The 21,820-nt window shown below is 67.6% G+C and carries 20 protein-coding genes and 1 tRNA gene; 10 read left to right on the top strand and 11 right to left on the bottom strand.

The window, feature by feature from the left end; genetic code table 11:
• Window positions 1–49 precede the first annotated feature (49 nt).
• From A5730_RS19995 to A5730_RS24825, 5 genes are all read left to right on the top strand, one after another.
• On the top strand, window positions 50–1,276 hold the full coding sequence (locus tag A5730_RS19995) for an Nramp family divalent metal transporter (RefSeq protein WP_067904187.1): 1,227 nt from the start codon (window positions 50–52) through the stop codon (window positions 1,274–1,276).
• Window positions 1,277–2,332, top strand: a complete 1,056-nt coding sequence (locus A5730_RS19990) for a poly-gamma-glutamate hydrolase family protein (protein WP_067904185.1) — start codon at window positions 1,277–1,279, stop codon at window positions 2,330–2,332. It abuts the gene before it with no gap.
• A gap of 23 nt (window positions 2,333–2,355) precedes the next feature.
• Entirely contained in the window at window positions 2,356–3,180 is an 825-nt protein-coding gene (locus A5730_RS19985) for an LLM class F420-dependent oxidoreductase (protein WP_082946909.1), read from the top strand.
• Between the two features lie 40 nt (window positions 3,181–3,220).
• Window positions 3,221–3,293, top strand: a tRNA-Arg gene (locus A5730_RS19980).
• A 653-nt stretch (window positions 3,294–3,946) separates the two neighbouring features.
• The gene (locus A5730_RS24825) at window positions 3,947–5,275 is read left to right on the top strand and encodes a hypothetical protein (RefSeq protein WP_156745867.1); all 1,329 of its coding nucleotides are present in this window, start codon (window positions 3,947–3,949) and stop codon (window positions 5,273–5,275) included.
• 137 nt (window positions 5,276–5,412) lie between these two features.
• Here A5730_RS24825 and A5730_RS19975 read toward each other — a convergent pair whose 3' ends face one another.
• The 3 genes from A5730_RS19975 to A5730_RS19970 form a co-directional block, all read right to left on the bottom strand.
• Window positions 5,413–5,646 carry a hypothetical protein gene (locus tag A5730_RS19975; protein ID WP_067904182.1) on the bottom strand — a complete coding sequence of 78 codons (234 nt, stop codon included), beginning with the start codon at window positions 5,644–5,646 and terminating at the stop codon, window positions 5,413–5,415.
• Window positions 5,647–5,688: 42 nt separating this feature from the next.
• On the bottom strand, window positions 5,689–5,829 hold the full coding sequence (locus A5730_RS24820) for a hypothetical protein (RefSeq protein WP_156745866.1): 141 nt from the start codon (window positions 5,827–5,829) through the stop codon (window positions 5,689–5,691).
• A gap of 85 nt (window positions 5,830–5,914) precedes the next feature.
• Window positions 5,915–7,396, bottom strand: a complete 1,482-nt coding sequence (locus A5730_RS19970; protein WP_067904177.1) for a DUF4185 domain-containing protein — start codon at window positions 7,394–7,396, stop codon at window positions 5,915–5,917.
• 318 nt (window positions 7,397–7,714) lie between these two features.
• Between A5730_RS19970 and A5730_RS19965 the strand changes: the two genes are divergently transcribed.
• The 4 genes from A5730_RS19965 to A5730_RS19950 all read left to right on the top strand — a co-directional run bounded on the left by A5730_RS19965 (window position 7,715) and on the right by A5730_RS19950 (window position 12,544).
• Window positions 7,715–9,100 (top strand): MFS transporter, encoded by a 1,386-nt coding sequence (locus tag A5730_RS19965; RefSeq protein ID WP_067904174.1) that lies wholly within the window; start codon window positions 7,715–7,717, stop codon window positions 9,098–9,100.
• Between the two features lie 221 nt (window positions 9,101–9,321).
• The gene (locus A5730_RS19960; RefSeq protein WP_067904170.1) at window positions 9,322–10,548 is read left to right on the top strand and encodes an acetyl-CoA acetyltransferase; all 1,227 of its coding nucleotides are present in this window, start codon (window positions 9,322–9,324) and stop codon (window positions 10,546–10,548) included.
• A gap of 1 nt (window position 10,549) precedes the next feature.
• Window positions 10,550–12,064, top strand: a complete 1,515-nt coding sequence (locus A5730_RS19955; RefSeq protein WP_067904168.1) for a carotenoid oxygenase family protein — start codon at window positions 10,550–10,552, stop codon at window positions 12,062–12,064.
• The gene (locus tag A5730_RS19950) at window positions 12,065–12,544 is read left to right on the top strand and encodes a VOC family protein (protein WP_067904165.1); all 480 of its coding nucleotides are present in this window, start codon (window positions 12,065–12,067) and stop codon (window positions 12,542–12,544) included.
• On the opposite strand, the gene A5730_RS19945 is transcribed toward A5730_RS19950, so the two are convergent.
• The 7 genes from A5730_RS19945 to A5730_RS19915 form a co-directional block, all read right to left on the bottom strand.
• Entirely contained in the window at window positions 12,541–12,969 is a 429-nt protein-coding gene (locus A5730_RS19945) for a hypothetical protein (protein ID WP_055404151.1), read from the bottom strand. The two genes, A5730_RS19950 and A5730_RS19945, sit on opposite strands and share 4 nt — an antisense overlap.
• A gap of 40 nt (window positions 12,970–13,009) precedes the next feature.
• On the bottom strand, window positions 13,010–13,483 hold the full coding sequence (locus A5730_RS19940) for an SRPBCC family protein (protein WP_067904163.1): 474 nt from the start codon (window positions 13,481–13,483) through the stop codon (window positions 13,010–13,012).
• 4 nt (window positions 13,484–13,487) lie between these two features.
• Window positions 13,488–13,673: an antitoxin gene (locus tag A5730_RS19935; protein ID WP_055404149.1), complete on the bottom strand. Its 186-nt coding sequence runs from the start codon at window positions 13,671–13,673 to the stop codon at window positions 13,488–13,490.
• Window positions 13,674–13,735: 62 nt separating this feature from the next.
• Complete coding sequence (locus A5730_RS19930; RefSeq protein WP_067904160.1) at window positions 13,736–16,108, bottom strand: cation-translocating P-type ATPase; 2,373 nt, start codon at window positions 16,106–16,108, stop codon at window positions 13,736–13,738.
• Window positions 16,105–17,682, bottom strand: a complete 1,578-nt coding sequence (locus A5730_RS19925; protein ID WP_067904156.1) for a serine hydrolase — start codon at window positions 17,680–17,682, stop codon at window positions 16,105–16,107. Before A5730_RS19925 ends, A5730_RS19930 begins: the two co-directional genes overlap by 4 nt.
• Window positions 17,683–17,720: 38 nt before the next feature.
• Window positions 17,721–18,830: an MBL fold metallo-hydrolase gene (locus A5730_RS19920; protein WP_067904153.1), complete on the bottom strand. Its 1,110-nt coding sequence runs from the start codon at window positions 18,828–18,830 to the stop codon at window positions 17,721–17,723.
• 5 nt (window positions 18,831–18,835) lie between these two features.
• Window positions 18,836–19,567 carry an enoyl-CoA hydratase gene (locus A5730_RS19915; protein WP_067904150.1) on the bottom strand — a complete coding sequence of 244 codons (732 nt, stop codon included), beginning with the start codon at window positions 19,565–19,567 and terminating at the stop codon, window positions 18,836–18,838.
• Between the two features lie 27 nt (window positions 19,568–19,594).
• Between A5730_RS19915 and A5730_RS19910 the strand changes: the two genes are divergently transcribed.
• Entirely contained in the window at window positions 19,595–21,067 is a 1,473-nt protein-coding gene (locus A5730_RS19910) for a carboxyl transferase domain-containing protein (protein ID WP_067904147.1), read from the top strand.
• Window positions 21,068–21,169: 102 nt separating this feature from the next.
• Here A5730_RS19910 and A5730_RS19905 read toward each other — a convergent pair whose 3' ends face one another.
• On the bottom strand, window positions 21,170–21,721 hold the full coding sequence (locus A5730_RS19905; RefSeq protein ID WP_067904143.1) for a TetR/AcrR family transcriptional regulator: 552 nt from the start codon (window positions 21,719–21,721) through the stop codon (window positions 21,170–21,172).
• Between the last annotated feature and the right edge of the window lie 99 nt (window positions 21,722–21,820).

The raw sequence follows: 21,820 nt of genomic DNA, 5'->3' as shown, positions 1-21,820 counted from the left end.
CGGCTAACCTCACTTTTCTATTCGGCTGTAGGAATCGAGGGGCGACACGTTGACGCGGAGCAGCCAGGACTCGCTCAAAAGCAGTTGGTATCTGCTCGGGCCCGCCTTCGTCGCCGCGATCGCCTACGTCGACCCGGGCAACGTCGCGGCCAACGTCAGCTCCGGCGCGCAGTTCGGATACCTGCTGCTGTGGGTCATCGTGGTGGCCAACGTGCTGGCCGGGCTGGTGCAGTACCTGTCGGCCAAGCTCGGCCTGGTGACCGGGCGCTCGCTGCCCGCGGCCATCGGCAAACGGATGGGCCGTCCGGTGCGGCTGGTGTACTGGGTCCAGGCCGAACTCGTCGCGATCGCCACCGATATGGCCGAAATCGTCGGTGGCGCAATCGCTTTGCGCATCCTGTTCGATTTGCCGCTGTTGCTGGGCGGGATCATCACCGGGGTGGTGTCCCTGCTGCTGCTGGCCATCCAGGACCGGCGCGGGCAGATCATCTTCGAGCGCGTCATCACCGGGCTGCTGCTCGTCATCGCCATCGGGTTCGCGGCCAGCTTCTTCGTGAAGACGCCGCCGCCGGATGCCGTGCTCGGCGGACTGGTGCCGCGATTCCAGGGCACCGAAAGCGTGCTGCTGGCCGCCGCCATCCTGGGCGCCACCGTCATGCCGCACGCGGTATACATGCATTCCGGCCTGGTCCTGGACCGGCACGGGCATCCCGCCGAGGGCTCGCATCGACGCCTGCTGCTGCGCGTCACCCGGCTGGACGTGGTGCTGGCGATGGCCGTCGCGGGAACGGTGAACGCCGCGATGCTGCTGGTCGCCGCGATCAACCTGCAGCACCGGGACGTCAGCGCCTCCATCGAGGGCGCGTACTCCGCGATCCATAACACCCTGGGCGCGACCATCGCGGTGCTGTTCGCGGTCGGACTGCTGGCGTCGGGGCTGGCGTCGTCCTCGGTGGGCGCCTACGCCGGCGCGATGATCATGCAGGGGTTGCTGCACCGCAGGATTCCGATGCTGGTGCGCCGCTTGGTCACGGTGTGCCCCGCCCTGGTGATCTTGGCGTTCGGGTTCGACCCCACCCGCGCGCTGGTGCTGTCCCAGGTGGTGCTGTCCTTCGGCATACCGTTCGCGGTGCTGCCCTTGGTGAAGCTGACCAGCGACCGCGAGCTGATGGGTGAGGACACGAATCACCCCGTCACGACGGTTATCGGTTGGGGCGTCGGCGTACTGATTAGTCTGCTTAACGTGGTGCTCATCTGGCTGACGGTGACCGGCTAAATGCCGGCCCGCCGGCACGCCTACTTCGCATACGGGTCGAACCTGTGCGTCAGGCAGATGGCGCTGCGGTGTCCCGACGCCGCCGATCCGCGGCCGGCGGTGCTGTCCGATCACGACTGGCTGATCAACCAGCGGGGGGTGGCCACGGTCGAGCCGTGCGCCGGCACCCAGGTGCACGGCGTGGTCTGGCAGATCTCCGACGGTGACCTGGCGACGCTGGACAGCGCCGAGGGCGTGCCGGTGCGTTACCGGCGCGACCGGCTGACCGTGCACACCGACGACGGACCAGCCCCGGCCTGGGTCTACATCGACCACCGGGTGACGCCGGGTCCGCCGCGGCCGGGTTACCTGCCCAAGATCATCGACGGCGCGGTTCAGCACGGGTTGCCGCAACGCTGGATCGACTTCCTGCGGCGCTGGGATCCCTCCCGCTGGCCGCGCCGGGCGTCGGCGTCCGGGCCTGCGCCGCAATCGCTTTCGGCGTTGCTGGCCGAACCCGGAGTGACCGAGTCCGGCCAATTGCGGTCGCGGTTCGGCTTTCTCGCCATCCACGGCGGCGGACTGGAAGAGATGACCGACGTGATCGCCGAGCGCGCCGCCGACGCCGCCGGCGCGTCGGTGTACGTGCTGCGCCATCCCGACCGCTACCCGCACCACCTGGCGTCGGCGTTGTTCGACCCGGCCGAGTCGCCCCGGCTCGCCGAATTCCTCGACCATGTCGACGTCGCGGTGTCGCTGCACGGCTACGGACGCATCGGGCGCAGCACGCAACTGCTGGCCGGCGGTCGCAACCGCGCGCTGGCCGCGCACCTGGCCCGCCACATCCAGCTGACCGGCTATCAGGTGGTCACCGATCTCGAAGACATTCCGCCGGAGTTGCGGGGCCTGCATCCTCACAACCCGGTGAACCGCGTACGCGACGGCGGGACCCAGCTAGAGCTCTCCCCCCGCGTGCGCGGCATCAGCCCGCGCAGCCCGCTGCCCGGGTCCGACGGCCTGTCGCCGGTCACCAGCGCCCTGGTGCACGGATTGGCCGAAGCGGCGCGTAGTTGGTAATTGTCCCCCTCGGTTGAACGGAGTTGTTGGTGGCCAAGGATTTTCGCTTCGGAATGAGCATGCGCTTCATCAAGTCACGCGAGGCGTTCGTCGAGAAGGTCAAGCGCGCCGAGGACGTTGGATTCGACATCCTCTGTGTGCCAGACCATTTGGGGGCGGCGTCCCCGATCGCCGCGCTCACCGCGGCCGCCATGGTCACCGACAAGCTCAAGCTGAGCATGTATGTGCTCAACGCCGCCTTCTACAAGCCGGCCCTGCTCAGCCGCGATCTGGGCGACCTGGACAAGCTCAGTGAGGGCCGTCTCGAGATCGGGCTCGGCACGGGATACGTCAAGGAGGAGTTCGACGCCGCCGAGCTGCCCTACCCCAGCGCCGGCGCCCGGGTCGACTACCTCAAACACATGACGACCTATCTCGCGGAGCATCACCCGAAGACGCCGATCCTGATCGCCGGCAACGGCGACCGGGTGCTGACCATCGCCGCCCGGCACGCCCACATCATCGGGCTGACCGGTTCACGGGTGAAGGAGGCCGACGACCCGCTGACCGAACGCATCGAGTTCGTCCGCAACGCCGCCGGCGAACGATTCGACTCGCTGGAGCTGAACCTGGCGATCACCGCCATCCCCGCCGAGGGCGAGACCATGCCCGACCTGAGGATGACCCGGCAGTACGCCCCGGAGCTGTCCGACGAGGAGTTGCTCGAGCAGACCTCGGTGCTCAGCGGGACGCCGCGGGAAATGGCCGACCGGCTGAACTTCTACCGCGAGAAGTACGGAGTCACGTCCGTCACGGTGCAGGACAACCACATCAAGAACTTCGCGAAGGTCATCGCGGAATTGCGCTGAGCCCGTCCGTGCCCAAGCGGCCGGTAAGCTCAGTCGGTCCGCCCTCGTAGCTCAGGGGATAGAGCACGGCTCTCCTAAAGCCGGTGTCGCAGGTTCGAATCCTGCCGGGGGCACAGGCCGAATGTATGACGTCGGGTGATGCCTAACGGATCTATGTCGGTTGATGGCCGACAGTGTTTCGGCTGATGCGTGACAGTTGTTTCGGCTGATCGGTGACACTCCCTGATGAAGGAGTTGAGCGTGGCTGAGCAGCGGTATCAGGCCGTGATGGTGGCGATGGATCTTCGAACTACTTGTCTCGCGCGTGGAAGACCACCAGATCTTTAAGGCTCTGGCCCAAGAGAGTCGTGACCGCGTTCAATCACTTGCGCACCGACTTTGCCACCATCGCCACGAACGAGGCAACCGGCTTGTTTTGCGCCTAAACCCTTGAGCCGTTGTTCTTTACGAGGGGGAACCCGACAGATGCAGTCTCCGGGCCGAACGCATGATGATTGATTCATTGAATCCGGACACGTCGACCCAATGATCGCCTAGCCTCTCAGATGCGACTGTCGGGAGTCGATCCGCTCGTTAGATGTGATAGCCAAGGGGGGCGATGTGTCGCGCCTGACATTGCGGGCTCCGGCGACCTTGATCTGGCCTCAAGTCGTGAGTCCTTCGCTGACTGGACGAGTGCGGGAGAGCCGCTTTAGGAACGTCCTAACTCCGAGCCCTTCGTCGCATGCTTAGGGTCAAGGTTCAGCGCCCGCGTGGACTCCGGCGCTTGAAGTTGAGCACCTTCCGCGACCCAATTCCCAAAACCGTGGCGGATGTGACAAGACGAGCGGATGCCTATCAGCAGCTGTTCAGCCCGCACCTTGATGTGCTGCGAGCGGCATACGGCGAATCTATCGACGAGCATTTGCGCCAGTTCTGCACAAACGAGCCGGCAACCATGCGCCGCACCACCAGGACTTTTTCGTGGATTTCTGGTGTCGTTTGCGCGATAGCAATTGTGTGTTTATACGCCAGTTCGCAAATGCCTTTTTGGTGGAGAATGTCTGCGTATCCTAGCGGACCTCTTCACATGCCCGACAGGCAGTTTTGGCAGGCCGAATGGGGCATTATTAGCAGTGCCATCCTTCTGTTCGCAATAGTTTACAGCACTGACTGGACAATTCGCTTATCGCGTTACGAGCTCCGGAAGGTCTTCAAATTGGCACTCCATGAGCCGCGAAGTCGACTGTTCGCGCCCTACATATACAAGCCTGAGAATGCATTTAGGCGACCTTCGGCAATGTTTGCAGTCGGAATAGCCGCATTTTCCGTTGAACTATCTACTCAAAGCAGTAACGTGTACTGGTCAACTCTGCTCAACGCCTTTGGAATAGTGTCGATATCGATGTCAGCAGTTGTGTTGGTACTTTTCGCGGGTATCGGAAACTCCCTATTTTGGCAGACAGCGATACCAGTCGACATCAATGCCTTCTACCGGGTATGTACCATACTGTGGGCCCTACCGGGTCTGTCCAAAGATATCGAACTTCGCCGCTATATTATTGGCCAGTTGAGCTTACTGGCAAACGCCTTCGAGTCATTCATCCCAAAAAGGCTAGGCCTCATTGGGAATAATCCGTCGGAAGTGTCGGCGGAGCAGTTTTATAGAATTGCGGCTAGCATCCGCGAACTACGCATGTGGGTTGCGTTTCCGCAACCGGGCACCGGACAGTCGCTGGGTGAAAGAATAGCCTTCACGGGGGGCGCAATAGCATCCCATCATTACCACTACTTGATCCCTCCGGGCGAAACTCCTGTGCCCTTGGCACTGCTCACGTGGCGTCAGCGGCTGGTAAAATTCCTGCGGCATGCTGCTTTTGGGGTAATACCCTTGGTTGGTCTCTTACTTGCCAAATTGGTGATTTACATCTGTAACGAGAGTAAAGAACCCGGCGCAACGCCTTTCCAGCTCAGCCCTCAGATAGTGGGTGTTTGGACCGTTGTCAGCGTGGTCTGGATAGTCGTGAGTGTGGCAGCGAGCGACCCAGACTTCAAAGAGAAGATTGCTGCGACAAAAGACACCGTCAACTGGTTCACAGGCCGTAAGCCCGCATGATGAACGTGGTTCCTGCTCAGTCCGGCTCGAAGGCTAGGTCACGCGGAAGTCTCGCCAGCTGCGCTACACCCGGGCTCGCTCGCAGCTAGCTTCAGCCGTTGCGCGCTTAGTCGCAGGTTCACATCCTGCCGGGGCACTCAGGGCCTGATCCCGTAGCCCTCGCCGTCGTCGGCCAGGTACGTGACGTCGTACCACAGTCTCGGTGGCTGCACGCCGGTGTCGTACTCGTCGGTGGGGGTCGCCCGATCCAGCCGGACGTCGGTCAACAGCGGATTGTTCGCGCGGACATAGTCTTCCAGCTCAGCGAGCAACGCGTCGCCCGTCAGGGTCGGATCCGCGAGCGCCCTACCTTCGCGCTTCGCCCAACTCACGCGTTACATCTTGCCCCGAGGGGCCGGGCGCGACGCGATGGGTTAGGTGGCCATCCGCCCGTCGAGCACGATGCCCAACCGGACAGCGCCGTCCCTGCGGTGCACGCCCTCGATGCGCACCTCGATGTCCGGCCGCCGCGGCTTACCGGCGGTCGAGGTGGCCGGGTTCTGGAAGGTGATCATCCTCGATCTCCTCATCTCGCTGGGCCCCCGCTTTATTCAGGGTGCGACATCTATACCGACAATTCGGGGTGCGACACGATCACGATTAGGGCAAGACGGTGTGCATCAGCATCACGTCGTACGCCGACCACAACGACAGGTTGAAGTACAGGTCCCGACCCGACGACCAGGGGTGGATCATCGGCGCGTAGATGCCGCCGGGCATCGAGAACGACGACACGAGCGGCTGCTCGGGGCTCCACGGTCCCTCCGGCGTCGGCGCCGTCCGCGCCACCACGTCGTTGCTGCCGCCGTTGGTGTAGAGCACCAGGTACTGCTTCAGATAGTTGTTGTACTGGGCCGACATCTCGCCCACCGGGCCCGGGAAGATCGGCGTCGCCGCGCCCGGATTGTTGGGCACCCAATGGCCGCCGTTGTCGCCGTTCCAGTACTGGTACTTGGTCAAGTCGGGCAGCTGGCCCGGGGGCACGCGCGACAGGAACGCCGCGCCGCCGCGCCCCGACGGGGTGCCGAACTGATACAGGTAACCGTCGTTGCCCTTCATGAAGGCGCCCATCTGGAAGTTCTCGTTGCCGGGGGTGTACCCGGCTCCCGGGATGGCGTCCGGGGAGGCCGTGCGGATCGAGGTGGGGAAGATCCCCCAGTTCTGGCCGTTGTCGTTGGACCTGGCGATCGCCGAGTAGTTCGTGCTCCATTCGCCGTCACGGCCCCACTGCCGGATGGACATGTAGCTCATGTACTGCGTCCGGCCGATCGAGATGCCGGCGGTCGGGATGATCCCCGTCTCGTGCGCCGCCTTGTGGATGGTGTTGACCACCTGCTTGGACAGGCTCGTCGCCCACACCGGCGAACCGGAGTACCGGTCGTTGGGGACGCCGTCGGCGATGTGGATCCCGTGCGACAGGTCATGGTCTGAGCTGCGGAACAGGGTGTTGTAGCGCCACTGCTGACCCTTGACCTTGCAATAGCCGAAGGTGTCGCCGAAGGCCATCAGGACCTGGCGGTTCGCGGGATCGCCGTTGTCCCAGGCGATCCCGAGGTCGGTGCCCGAGATGCTGAAGCGTTGCAGGGTCTTGTTCGGGCCGTCGGGGCCGGTCACCCAGTCGACGAGCGACGTCGGCGCTCCCGCGATCGAGGGCGGCGGTGGCGCGGGTTGCGGCTGCGGCTGCGGGACCGGGGCGGCGTTGGGCTGCAGCTGACCGGCGTTCGGCGGCTGCGGCAGACCGGGAGCGGGCGGGTTCGGTCCGGGTGGCAGGACCTCGGCCTGCGGCCGCATCGGGGCAACCTGGCGACCGGGAGTCGTCGGTTTGAGGAACTGGGAGATCAGCGGGCCCAGCCGGGGCAGGGGTGCCTGGTCATTGGTGTGGGACGGCCGGCGCCCTGTCGGCGGCTGGACCACCGGTTGCGGTGCGGGCACCGCGGGCTGGGCGGCCGGGGGGTCGATGTTGGCTTCCGGGGCGCCGCACGGGGTGGCGTTCGCCGACGGCGCCGGGCCGACCACGTAGACGAGCCCGACCGCGGCCGCCGACGCCATCGAGAGCGACACACTTCGAAGAATCGCCGACATGTAACACCTTTCGAGCGGCGGGACACCGCATTGACGTCCGCAGTTGGCTCATGTGACGATAGTGATCAGCGCGGCTGTTGTGACTAGTGATGCGACGATAGGTACGTTTCCGTGACCGTGTCGCAACGAGGCCGATTCCGCCGCCGGCCGGTTTGCTCCTGTCCCGTTTTGCGCAGCCAGCGCCCATGGGGCCCGTTTCCTGCGCGGGTCCTCCGTCGGGACCCCGTGCGGTCAGCACCGGGGCCGAGTACGCTCCCGTCGTTGGCCGGGTTCGGCAAACGCCACGGAGGCCTCGCGGCCCGCCAAGGAGGGCGACCGATGCGTGATGCCGTGCAGGACAAGCTGTTCGGAGAACAGGCGTATCTTCGCCGGGTGGTCGCCGCGTCCATGGCCGGCACGGTCGTGGAGTGGTACGAATTCTTCCTCTACGGGACCGCGGCCACCCTGGTCTTCAGCAAGGTGTTCTTTCCGCGCGGCGGCAACGAACTCGACGCGATCCTGGCCGCCTTCGTGACCTACGCGGTCGGCTTCGCCGCCCGCCCGCTCGGTGGCATCGTCTTCGGCCAGCTCGGTGATCGCTTCGGGCGCAAGAAGCTGCTGCAGCTCAGCCTGCTGCTGGTTGGCGTCGCCACCTTCGCCATGGGCTGCCTGCCCACCTATGCCCAGATCGGCTACTGGGCCCCCGCGTTGCTGGTGGTGCTGCGCTTCCTCCAGGGCTTCGCCGTCGGCGGCGAATGGGGCGGGGCGGTTCTCCTGGTCGCCGAGCACAGCCCCAGGGCCAGCCGCGGTTTCTGGGCCAGCTGGCCGCAGGCCGGCGTGCCGGGCGGCAACATGCTGGCGACCGTGGTGCTGCTGGTGCTCACCTCGACGCTGCCCGACGCGGCCTTCCTCAGCTGGGGTTGGCGGGTCGGCTTCTGGCTGTCCGCGGTCGTCGTCCTGATCGGTTACTACATCCGCACCAAGGTGACGGACGCACCGATCTTCCACGAGGCGCAAGAACAACCCCAAGCCCTCGATGCCAACCGGTTCGGCGTTGTCGAGGTGGTGAAGCGTTACCCACGCGGCGTTTTCACCGCCATGGGGATGCGGCTGGGCGAAAACACCATGTACTACCTGGTGGTCACCTTCTCCATCACCTATCTCAAGGTGCACGTGCACGCCGACACCAAGGCGATCCTGTGGTGGCTGCTGGCCGCGCACGCCGTGCACTTCGCGGTCATTCCGCTCGCCGGCAGCCTCAGTGACCGATTCGGCAGGCGCCCAATCTATTTCATCGGCGCCCTCGCAGCATGCAGCTGGGGCTTCTTCGCCTTCCCGATGATGAACAGCGGACGCCACGCGATCATCCTGTCCGCGATCGTAATTGGACTCGTGTTTCATGGGCTCATGTACGCGGTCCAGCCGGCCGCGATGGCCGAGATGTTCCCCACCCGCATGCGGTATTCGGGGGTGTCGCTGGGCTACCAGGTGACTTCGATAGCGGCGGGCTCGCTCGCACCGATCATCGCGGTGCGCCTGCTCGAGACCTACAGATCTGCGGTGCCCATCGCCTGGTACCTGGCGGCCACCGCGGTGGTCAGTGCGCTGGCCGTCCTGGCCGCCGCCGAGACGAAGGGCGTCGACCTGGCGGCGATCGACCTCGCCGACGCCCGCCACCGGAAGGCCGGCCCGGAGCCCACCGACCTCGTGGAGGGGGCCGCCTGAACCCCGGCGCCGAACGATGTTGTGTCCGCATGTTTGTGTACGGCCGTACGGGGCAATGTTTCATGAGAGGCGCACGCGTCGGCCGGCCTTCGCGTTCGCCTAGGTCCCGTCGGTTCAGCCCGAGAGCCGACGGGGCCGCCCTCTTTTTGGCGACCCTTTCCCCCGCGACCGCTCGCGGATACGCCTGAACGACGGGGCGATCCAGGAGTACCGTGCGGCGTATGGATGGCTCGTCAGGCGTGTGGATCCTGGGCGGTTGGCAAACCGATTTCGCCCGCAACCTCACCAAGGAGGGCCGCGACTTCGCCGCCCTGACCGCCGAGGTCGTCGAGGGGACGCTCGCCTCTGCGAAGGTGCAGGCGGCCGACATCGAGGTGGTCCATGTGGCGAACGCCTTCGGCGAGATGTTCGCGAGCCAGGGCCACCTCGGGGCGATGCCGGCCACGGTGTGCGCCGACCTCTGGGACGCCCCGGCGTCCCGGCACGAGGCGGCGTGCGCGTCGGGCAGCGTCGCGACGCTGGCGGCGATGGCCGATCTGCGGTCGGGCGCCTACGGCACCGCGCTGGTGGTGGGGATCGAACTCGAGAAAACCGTGCCCGGTGACACCGCCGCCCAACACCTGGGTGCCGCCGCGTGGACGGGACACGAGGGGGCCGGCGCGCGGTACCTGTGGCCGTCGATGTTCGCTGAGGTCGCCGACGAGTACGACCGGCGCTACGGCCTGGACGACGCCCACCTGCGGGCCATCGCGCAGCTGAACTTCGCCAACGCACGGCGCAACCCCAACGCACAGACCCGGGCGTGGACCGTCCCCGACCCCATCACCGACGACGACGCGACGAATCCCGTCACCGAGGGCCGGCTGCGGCGCTACGACTGCAGCCAAATGACCGACGGGGCAGCGGGATTGGTCTTGGTCGGCGATGCCTACCTGCGCGACCATCCCGACGCGCGACCCATCGGCCGCATCGACGGATGGGGGCACCGCACGGTGGGGCTGGGACTGCGACAGAAACTGGACCGCGCCGCGGACGACCCGTACGTCCTTCCGCATGTGCGGGCCGCGGTGCGCGACGCGTTGCGGCGCGCGCGGCTGACCCTCGAAGACCTCGACGGGTACGAGGTGCACGACTGCTTCACCCCGAGCGAATACCTGGCCATCGACCACATCGGGCTGACCGGCCCCGGCGAGTCCTGGAAGGCCATCGAAAACGGTGAAATCGAGATCGGCGGCCGGCTTCCCATCAACCCCAGCGGCGGGCTGATCGGCGGCGGCCACCCGGTCGGGGCCTCGGGCGTGCGCATGCTGCTCGATGCGGCCAAACAGGTCAGCGGCGCGGCCGGCGAGTATCAGGTGGAGGGGGCCAACACGTTCGGCACGCTCAATTTCGGCGGCAGCACCGCCACGACCGTGAGTTTCGTTGTCAGCGCGGCGGAGGGGGCCTGATATGGACGTCGAGATCGTCGGCAAGTTCCTGTCCACGCTGCCCGAGGACGACGACCACCCGTACCGGACCGGGCCCTGGCGCCCGCAGACCACCGAGTGGGACGCCGACGACCTCACCGCCGTGGAGGGCGAACTCCCGCGCGACCTGGACGGCATCTATCTGCGCAACACCGAGAACCCGCTGCATCCGGCGCTGAAGACCTATCACCCGTTCGACGGCGACGCCATGCTGCACATGGTCGGCTTCCGCGACGGAAAAGCCTTCTACCGCAACCGCTTTGTTCGCACGGACGGGTTTCTGGCGGAGAACGAGGCCGGCGAACCACTGTGGCCGGGGCTGGCCGAGCCGGTGCAACTGGCCAAGCGTGACCAGGGCTGGGGCGCCCGCACCTTGATGAAGGACGCGTCGAGCACCGACGTCATCGTGCACCGGGGCGTCGCGTTGACCAGCTTCTACCAATGCGGCGACCTGTACCGCGTCAACCCATACTCCGGCGAGAACCTGGGCAAGGAGAGCTGGAACGGGCGCTTCCCGACCGATTGGGGCGTGTCCGCGCACCCGAAGGTCGACGGCAAAACCGGCGAACTGCTGTTCTTCAACTACAGCAAGCGGGACCCGTACATGCGCTACGGCGTCGTCGACCAGAACAACGAGCTGGTCCACTACGTCGACATCCCGCTGCCCGGGCCCCGCCTACCGCATGACATGGCGTTCACCGAAAACTACGTGATTCTCAACGACTTTCCGCTGTTCTGGGACCCCAGGCTGCTCGAGCAGGACGTGCACGCACCGCGGTTCTACCCCGACATCCCGTCCCGCTTCGCGATCTTGCCCCGCCGCGGCGGCACCGACGACATCCGTTGGTTCGAGGCGGACCCGACGTTCGTGCTGCACTTCGTCAACGCCTACGAGGACGGCGACGAGATTGTGCTCGACGGTTTCTTCGAGGGCGATCCCTCCCCCGCCGACACCGGAGGATCGAAGTGGGACAGGCTGTTTCGCTTCCTCGCGTTGGACCGCCTGCAGTCGCGGCTGCACCGGTGGCGTTTCAACCTCGCCACCGGCGCCGTGCGCGAAGAGCGGTTGTCCGAGTCGATCACCGAATTCGGCACCATCAACCCCGACTTCGCCGCCGGCGACTACCGCTACGCCTATGCCGCCACCGGCAAGCCGGGCTGGTTCCTGTTCGACGGGTTGGTCAAACACGACCTGCGCACCGGAAGCCAGCAGGCGTTCTCCTTCGGCGACGGGGTCTACGGAAGCGAAACGGCGATGGCGCCACGCGTCGGGGCCACCGGCGAGGACGACGGTTATCTGGTCACCCTCACCACCGACATGAATGCCGACGCCTCCTACTGCGTGATCTTCGACGCGGCCCGGCTCGAAGACGGGCCGGTGTGCAAACTTCAACTGCCGGAACGCATTTCCAGCGGCACCCATTCGACGTGGGCACCCGGCGAGCAGCTGCGGCGCTGGGATACCGCGGAGTCGGCGGCGAGCGCGGTGGGGCTATAGATGGACGAGCACCGACGCCACCGCACGCACTGGCCGGCGCAGCTGGCCTCGATCGGCGGCATCCGTTTCGCGCGCCGCTCGGCCAACTTCGAAGAGACCGTGCGCTTCTACCGTGAGCTCGTGGGGTTGCCGCTCTTCGAGACGTTCGGCGAGAGCTACGGCAGCAACGGCGCGATCTTCGGCCTGCCCAGCTGGAACCTGACGCTGGAGATCGTGGAGTCCACCGAACCCGTCGCGGTGGACCATCACGAACAGCTGTGCCTGTACTTCCCGGACCGGCAGGCGCAGCAGGCGGCGATCGCGCGGCTGCAGGAGGCCGGCCTGGAACCCACCGAGCAGCATCCGTACTGGGAGGCGACGGGCGCGGTCACCTACCGCGACCCCGACGGCCGCGAAATCGTGTTCGCGCCCTTCGTGTTCGGCGTCAACGAGCCGAGCGACAGCGCCGCCTCGGGCACACACGAGTTCCCGTCGAACTAGCGCCCGGACCGACCCGACACCAGGGCCGCGACGACCGCCGCGATCGAGCACACCACCGCCCCGGCCTCGGCCACCGCGCCGACATAAAGGCCATATTGGGCCGAGACCGGCGGATTGACGTTGAGCTTGTAGTACCACACCGTGAGCGCGACGATCAGCAGCGAAATCAGAAGTGCGCCAACCGAAGCCAGCCGCACCGACAGGCCCCGGCCGACCATCGCCCCGGTCACCAGCAGCGCCGAGGACAGCAGCACGATGAGCTGACCGGCGCCGAACCCGCGGGGAAGTTCGAGGTTGCCGTGCGCGCCCCCGATGGCGTTGGCCCAGCCCCCGCCGTTGACCGCCGTCGTCAGCCATGGCAGCCACGCGCTGGCCGAGATCACCACCGCGAACAGCGCCACCAGCCAACCCGGGCGCAGAGTCATGTAGCGAGACTAGCCGACGCGGCGCCGCCGACCGGGGCCCTCAGCGCCGAACGCCGCCGTGTCCGTTCATGCCCGGGTCGGGCCTGGTGAACACCGTGACGAAGTTCTGCAGCGACGCGTCGATGTCGCCGCGCAGCGCGGCCGCGACGATCATGCCGATCGGCCCGAACAGCGCCGGGCCGCCGAGGTGCACGTCGAAGCTGACGGTGGAGCCCTCTTGCGCGGGCTGGACTTTGGCCATCAGCTTGACCTTGACGCCGCCGACGCCATCACCGTTGAGGGTCATGCCCTCCGGCGGCTTGTACCGGACCACCGTCCACTTGATCCGGTTGTACATGCCCTTGACTTCGACGATCGACTCCACGACCGTGCCCTTGTCGATGTCGTCGGGCAGCTTGCTGCGCCACACCCGGTGAATGGTCAGCCAGTCCTTAAACCGGGACAGGTCCGAGGCGTGCTTCCAGGCCACCTCGGGGGGCAGCGGGACGTCGATGGATCCGGAAAGTTTCGCCATGAGCTCAGTTCTCGTTGTCGCCTTTTGCGGATTCGGCCGCCTTCTTGACCTCGTCTTGCACTTTGTGGATGGTGTCGGAGTACTTGCCCTGCGTCTTGTCGTCGACGAATTCGCCGGCCTTGTCGATGACCGTCTCGACCTTGTCGGCATTCTGCGACAGCAACTCTTTGGCCTTGTCCAGGAATCCCATGTACCCCGTCCTTTCCCCGCCGGAATCCTACTAAGCCTTCGGGTCCGCGCTCTCGCCGGTGGTCAGCGCCACAACCGCGGCTGCACGCCCAGCATCCGGGCCCGGATCCACCACATCGCCTCCACGGCGGCGGCGCCCAGCACGCCGATCCCGACGGCCGTCGACGTCACCGCGACGTTCGATGGGTCCAGCAGGAACGCCTTGCGGGCCAGCGGGATGCTGAAGATCACCACGTAGGCCAGCCCGGAACCGATGACCAGCGCGATCCGCCACCACTGGTAGGGGCGGGCCACCACCGCGAGCACCCACAGCGCGGTCATCAGCAGCGTGATCAGGGCCGCGGTCGACGCCTGCTCCTGTTGCTGGAACGTCGCGTGCCGGCCGTGGTAGGCCAACAGGTACGACGCGAATGTCGCGCTGCCGACGATCAGCCCCGAGGGCAGCGCCGAGCTCAGTACCCGCCGCACGAACCCGGGGTTGGCGCGTTCGTTGTTCGGGGCGAGCGACAAGATGAACGACGGGATCCCGATGGTGAACCACGCCGCGATGGTGACGTGGATCGGCTGGAAGGGGTAGAGCAAGGGATCGGCCTTGATCACCTTGGAAAACAGGCATTCGATGCCCACCAGCAGCGCCAGCAGCACCGAGTAGACCGTCTTGGTCAGGAACAGGTTGGCGACCCGCTCGATGTTGCCGATCACCCGCCTGCCCTCCGCGACCACGTACGGCAGGGTGGCAAACCTGTTGTCCAGCAACACGATCTGCGCGACCGCACGCGAAGCCGGGCTGCCGGCGCCCATCGCGACGCCGATGTCGGCGTCCTTGAGGGCCGGCACGTCGTTGACGCCGTCGCCGGTCATCGCGACGGTATGCCCGTGCGATTGCAGGGCATGCACGATCGCCCGCTTCTGGTCGGGTCGCACCCGGCCGAAGGTGGTATACGCGTCCAGCGCGTCCGCCAGTTGCGGGGGCTCCGACGGTAGGTTGCGCGCGTCCATCGTCTCGCCGCGCAGCCCGAGCTTGTCGGCGACGGCGCCGACCGACACCGCGTTGTCGCCGGAGATCACCTTGACCGAAACCCCTTGTTCGGCAAAATAATCCAGGGTTTCCGCCGCGTCCGGACGCACCCGCTGTTCCAGGACCACCAACGCCGCAGGAGTGACGCTACCCGGGGCGTCCGGGTGGTCGACGGGCAAGTCGCCGGTGCCGAGCAGCAGTACCCGCAGCCCCTGCGCGCCGATCCGCTCGGCCTGCTCGGCGGCCGCCGATGCCGGATCGAGCAGCACGTCGGGCGCCCCGATCACCCAGTTGCCGTGGTCGGCGTAGGACACCCCGCTCCACTTGGTGGACGACTTGAACGGCGCCGTCGCCGTGGCGGTCCAGCCGGGTGGCCGCTGGTAGGTCTCGGCGATCGCCTGCATGCTGGCGTTGGGGCGCGGGTCGGCGGCGGCCAGCGCCGCCAGGGCGTCGACGATGCGGTTGCGCTGTGCCGCTTCGCATTCCTCGACGCCCGCCACGCGCATGCCGTTTTCCGTGAGGGTGCCGGTCTTGTCGGCGCACACCACGTCGACCCGGGCCAGTCCCTCGATGGCGGGCAGCTCCTGGACCAGGCACCGGCGCTGGCCCAGCCGGACCACCCCGACGGCGAACGCGACCGACGTCAGCAGGACCAGGCCTTCGGGCACCATCGGCACCAACGCACCCACCGTCCGCAGCACGGACTGCCGCCAGCCCGTGTGCGTGGTGAACAACTGGGTGTAGAACGTCAGCAGACCGGCGGGCACCAACAGGTAGGTGATGAACTGCAGGATGCGGTTGATGCCGTTGCGTAGTTCGGATTTGACCAGGGTGAACTTGCTGGCCTCCTCGGCCAGCTTGGCGGCATAGGCCTCCGGGCCGACCTTCGTGGCGCGGTAGGCGCCCGTTCCGGCCACGACGAAGCTGCCCGACATCACGGGGTCGCCGGTGGCCTTGCCGATCGGGTCCGCCTCGCCGGTCAACAGCGACTCGTCGACCTCCAGGTTCGTCTCCTCGACGACCTGGCCGTCGACGACGATCTGGTCGCCCGGTCCGAGTTCGATGATGTCGTCGAGCACCACCTCGGCGGGCGAGCGGGTGCTGGTCCCGGATTGCCTGCGCACCAACGGTTTCGCCTGCCCGACGATAGCTAGGGCGTCCAGCGTCTGCTTGGCGCGGATTTCCTGGACCATGCCGACGACGCTGTTGGCGACGATGAGCAGGCCGAACATCCCGTTGATCAGCGAACCCGTCGCCAGCACGATCAGCAACAACACCCCCAGGATCGCGTTGATCCGGGTGAAGACGTTGGCCCGCACGATGTCCGCGATGCTGCGGGTGGCGCGTTCGCGGACCGCGTTGCTCTTGCCCTCGGCGACCCGCTGCGCCACCTCGGCATCGGTCAGGCCGGCGATCATCGGGTGAACGTTCCCAACTTGTCCGAGTCGTAGTACTCCAGGTTCAGGGTGTTCCCGGCGAACACGGCCTTGGAAACCGTTCCGGGCGGGGCGTTTTCGTCGACCAGACCGAAGGTGAAGGTGTCGCCGTCCCAGTGCGTCAGGGCGACCGTCCGGTTCTTCGGCCCCATCGCCAGTTGCAGGGCGCCGTCGCGTTCGGTGACGACGGCCGGGCCCCAGTAGTCGCTGGCGTAGACGCCGGCGTAGTCGCGCAGCGGTCTGGCCGGGGCGGGGGTGGCGGGTGGCTGCTTGCCCACCAGCGAGCCCAGCGGATTGTTCAGCCAGCCGATCGCCTTCTTGTAGAGGGCGGCCCAATCCTCGCGGATCTGGCCGTATTGCACGAGGTCCATGAACTGGGCCGTCAGGGTTTCCGGGATGCCGTAGGGGGCGCCGTTCGTCAGCGCGACGATGCCCAGATCCTCGGAGGGCAGCACCACGAAGTTGGTCGCCGCGCCCAAATCGAAAGCGCCGGAATGGCTGTATTCGGTGCGCCCCGAGGAGTCCACCGACGCGTTGAAGCCGTATCCGTAGAAACCCGAGCGCCCCTTGGGCGTCGACGCGGGCACCGACACCGTCTGCGGGCTGATGGCCGGCAGCAAGGCCTCCGCCGACGCGACCCGCTGTCCGTTGTAGGTTCCGTTGCCCAGCAACATCATCAGCCAGCGGGCCATGTCGTTCACCGACGAACTAACGCCCCCGGCCGGCGACTGGGGATCGGGATCGCGCTGGAATCGGGGCTCCCACTTGTCGGCGACCTTGATGTGGTTGACCGCGCGGTTGGGCCGCGCGACGAAGTCGGCGAAGCGCGAGCTGGTCGACGTCATTCCCAGCGGGCGGTAGAGCACCTCGTCGGACAGGTCCTCCCACGACTTGCCCGCCGCGGCGGCCACCGCCTCGGCCGCGGCGGTCACGCCGTAGTTGGTGTAGGCGTAGCTGGCCCGAAATGGGGCCAGCGGCAGGTACTTCAGCCGCTCGAGGGTCTGGCGACGGTCGTAGCCGAGGTCTTCGAGTTTGTCGCCGGCGTGGTCGGGCAGCCCGGAACGGTGCGAGTACAAGTCGCCGACCGTCACGTGGCCGGTGACGTACGGATCGCTCAGCGCGAACCACGGCAGCTTGGACGTCACCGGGGTGTCCCATGCGACGACGTGGTCGCTGACTTCGTGCGCGACCACCGTAGCGCCGACCGATTTGGAGACCGAGGCCAACTGGAAGACGGTGTCGGCGTCCACCTTGTTGTCCTGCCCTTGTCCCTTGCTGACATCTCTGAGTCCGAAACCCTTGGCGTACAGCACTTTTCCGCCGTGGACGATGGCCACGGCCATCCCCGGGGCGCCGGTGGCTTTCATCAGGTCGCCGGCCAGGCCGTCGACCTTAGCGACGGCGTCGTCGATGCGGCCGGCGGGGATCGCCAGACCGGACACCTCGTTGGGCGGTGCGTCAGAGAGCGCGGGCGGGCTGGAGGCCGGCTGTGCGGGCCCGCATCCGGTCACGCCGAGCAGCACCGCGGCGGCGGCCGCGGCCGCGCGTTTCGTCATGGCGGCACTCTAGCCCGGGGAGTTGCCGGGCCCCCGGATCAGAGCCGCCACCAGGGATTCGATTTCACCGCCGCGGGATCGATGCGTTGGCCGGGGGCGGGGACGGCCACGTTGACCCGTTCGGTTCCCGCGGCGACGAGCAGGCGTTCCACCGGCTCGGCCCACGGGTGCGGTGCCAGCCGGAAGGTGCCCCAGTGGATCGGCACGAGCAACCCCACCTCGGTGAGATCCCGGTGCGCGCGCACCGCCTCCTCGGGATTCATGTGCACGTCCGGCCATGCGGTGTTGTAGGCGCCGATGGGCAGTAGGGTCAGGTCGAACGGTCCATGCTCTTCGCCGATGTGCGCGAAGCTCTTGGTGTAGCCGGTGTCTCCGCCGAAATACGCGCGATGGTTCGGCCCGGCGAAGGCCCACGACGCCCACAGCGTGGTGTTGCGGTCCAGGAAGCGGCCCGAAAAGTGCCGCGCCGGCATGCAAGTGATGGTCAACTGGTCCACCTGCTGGCTCTGATGCCAGTCAAGTTCGACAATCCGGTGCTCGGGGATGCCCCACGCGCGCAAGTGGGCGCCGACGCCCAGCGGCACGAAGAACGGGGCCCGCTGCGTGCGGGCCAGCGCCGCCACCGTGTCGATGTCCAGGTGGTCGTAGTGGTCGTGGCTGATCACCACCGCATCGACGGCGGGCAGCCCCTCCAGCTGCACCGGCGGCGGATGCAGCCGCTGCGGGCCGACGATGTCCGAGGGGGAACACCGGTCGCTCCACACCGGGTCGGTGAGCACCCGGTAGCCGTCGATCTCCAGCAGCGCCGTCGAGTGACCGAACCAGCTGACGGCCAGCCGCCCGGGATCGCCGTCGAAGATCGCCGGCGCGGCCAACGGGATCGGCGCCGCCGGCCGGCCCACGCTGCGGTTCGCGATCAGCTCCCACAGCACGAGCCGCAGTTCCTCGCGGTCCATCGTGGACTCGGAGGCGGGCTCGAGGTTGACGAAGACGCCGTCGCGGTAGTTCGGTGATGCCTCCGTCACCGCCCGGATCGACGCGGGGTGAGCCCCGAGGGCCGCCGGCGCGCCGTGCAGCGCCCGCACCACCCAGCCACCGGCCGCCAGCGACGCCGTACCGGCGGCCAGTCGCAGCGCCCCCCGCAGCATGACCGTCAGGCCCCCTGGAACTTCGGCGGCCGCTTCTCGATGCGCGCGACCTGGGCTTCGATGACGTCCTGGCTGCCCCAAGCCCGGTCGAAGAGCTCCTTGTGCTCGGGGGCGGCCTCCTCGATGGCGCCGTCGTCGTTCAGCACCCGCTTGGCGTGCTGAATCGCCAACGGCGCCAGGCCGGCGATCTCGGCGGCCCAGGCCTGGGCGTCGGCCAGCGTCCCGATGCGGTTGGCCATCCCGGTCTGCAGCGCGACGTCGGCGGTGAGCTTCTCCGCGGTGAGCAGCATGGCCCGGGCGCGGCCGTGACCGACCAGCGATGACAGCCGCCGGATGCTCCAGTTGTCAAGGGCCAGGCCGTATTTCGACGTGGGGAACTGGAAGAACGCCTCCGGCGCGACGACCCGCAGATCGCATTGCATGGCCAGTTGCAGGCCCGCGCCGATCGCGGGGCCGTTGACGGCGGCGATCACCGGGATCAGCGTGGTGTCCATCACCCTGTGCAGCTCGATGAGCCGGTCGGGGTAGTCGGCGGCGAACGCGTCGCCGCTCAGGTCGGCGCCCGCGCAGAACGCCGTGCCCTGGCCGGTCAGCACGATGGCCCGGACGGTCCCGTCGCTCGCCTTCTGGAAGGCCTCCCGCAGCTCCTCCACCAGCTGGGAGTTGAGGGCATTGCGGCGCTCGGGCCGCCGCAGCTCAATGGTCAGCACGGCTTCGGCCTGGGTAACACCGATCATGGCAGCCACCCTATATAGCCTCGTCTCGTGAGTCGTATCACGGCTGCTCAGCTGCGGGACGCGGTGCTGGACGAGGGCTCTTTCGTCCGCTGGGACAGCGAGCCGCTCGCCATCCCGGTCAGCGAGGCGTACGCGCGCGAGCTGGCCGACGCGCGGGCGGCCAGCGGCCTGGACGAATCGGTGCTGACCGGCGAGGGCCGGATCTTCGGGCGCCGGGTGGCGGTGGTGGTCTGCGAGTTCGGCTTTCTCGGCGGCTCGATCGGGGTGGCGGCCGCCGAACGGATAACCATCGCGGTGCAGCGGGCGACCGCCGAGGGGCTGCCGCTGCTGGCGTCGCCGAGCTCCGGCGGCACCCGCATGCAGGAGGGCACGGTCGCCTTTCTGCAGATGGTGAAGATCGCCGCCGCCGTCCGCCTGCACACCCGCGCCCACCTGCCCTACCTGGTCTACCTGCGCAACCCGACCACCGGCGGCGTGTTCGCGTCGTGGGGTTCGCTGGGGCACGTCACGGTCGCCGAGCCCGGCGCGCTGATCGGGTTCCTCGGGCCACGGGTGTACCAGCTGCTCTATGGCGAACCCTTTCCCGCGGGCGTCCAGACGGCGGAGAACCTGCAGCGCCACGGCGTGATCGACGGTGTCGTCCCGGTGGGTGAGCTGCGCCGGATGCTGGACCGCGCGCTGACGGTCATCGCCGACCCGCCCGAGCCCCTGCCGGCGCCACCGCCGCCCGCGCCGCCCCCCGACGTGCCGGCGTGGGACTCGGTGGTGGCCTCCCGACGCCCGGACCGCCCGGGCGTCGGGCTGCTGCTGCGCCACGGCGCCACCGACCCGGTGTTGCTGTCGGGCACGGGCCAGGGCGAGGCGGCGACGACGCTGTTGGCGCTGGCCCGGTTCGCCGGCCAGCCCGCGGTGGTGCTCGGCCAGCAGCGGGTGACGGGCGGGATGGTGGGGCCCGCGTCGCTGCGGGAGGCCCGGCGCGGCATGGCGCTGGCCGCCGAGCTGCGACTGCCGCTGGTGCTGGTGATCGACACCGCCGGCCCCGCGCTGTCGGCCGAGGCCGAACAGGGCGGGCTGGCCGGGCAGATCGCCCAGTGCCTGGCCGAGCTGGTGACCCTCGATACCCCGACGGTGTCGGTGTTGCTCGGGCAGGGCAGCGGCGGGCCGGCGCTGGCGATGGTGCCCGCCGATCGGGTGCTGTGTGCGTTGCACGGCTGGCTGGCGCCGCTGCCGCCGGAGGGCGCGAGCGCGATCGTCTTCCGCGACACCGACCACGCCGCGGAACTCGCTGCGGCGCAAGGCATCCGGTCCGCCGACCTGCTGGCCTCGGGCATCGTCGACGCCGTCGTGCCCGAGCATCCCGACGCGGCCGACGAGCCGGTCGAGTTCTGCCACCGGCTCTCGCGCGCCATCGCCGCCGAACTGCGGGGGCTGCGCGCGCTCCCCGACGACGAGCGCCTGGCCGCCCGATTGGGGCGCTACCGCCGCATCGGGCTGCCGTGACGGCCGGCGGCTTTCGCGACACATAAACCACACACACGACACGCCGTGGCGAGAGTGTGTGGTTTATGTCTCGAGGCGCGGGCTGACCTGACGTCTCGCGACTCAGCCCTCCGGCAGCCCGAGGTAGCGCTGAATCGTCGGGCCCAGCCACTCCACGATCTCCTCCCGGCTCAGCTCGACGACCGGCGGCAGCCGTAACACGAAGCGGCACAAGGCCATTCCCAGGATCTGCGTCGCGATCAGCCCGGCCCGCACACCGACGTCGCTCGGCGGCACGAAGGACGCCACCAGCGGTTCGATCTGGCTTCCGAAGATCTCCTGCATCCGTTGCGCCGCTTCGCCATTGGTGGCGCTGGACCGCAGCAGGATCACCAGCGCCTCGTCACCCTCCCAGCGTTCGAGAAAGTGCCGGACCAGCGAGCGCCCGACCTGCGCCGGGTCGGCCGCGGCCAGGTCGGGAAAGCGCAGGTCGAACTCGGCGGCGGCGGCGAACAGTTTGTCCTTGCTGCCGTAGTACCGCATGACCATCGCGGGATCGATCCCGGCGTCCGCGGCGATCGCCCGAATGGTCGCGCCCTGAAAACCCACGGCGCCGAATCGCTCGCGGGCCGCCGCCAGAATTACCGCCTTCGTCTCGTCCGACGACCTTCTCATGCCAACGATTGTAGGCCAACAGCTGTTGACATAGCGCCGCCGGCGCGCCAGCATGGAGGTATGTCAACAAGCGTTGACCTACCCACGAGGGAGAGGAGC

The organism is Mycobacterium sp. ACS4054 (assembly GCF_001667275.1).
In the GTDB taxonomy this organism is placed as follows: Bacteria; Actinomycetota; Actinomycetes; order Mycobacteriales; family Mycobacteriaceae; genus Mycobacterium.
This window is presented reverse-complemented; position numbering and strand designations above follow the sequence as displayed.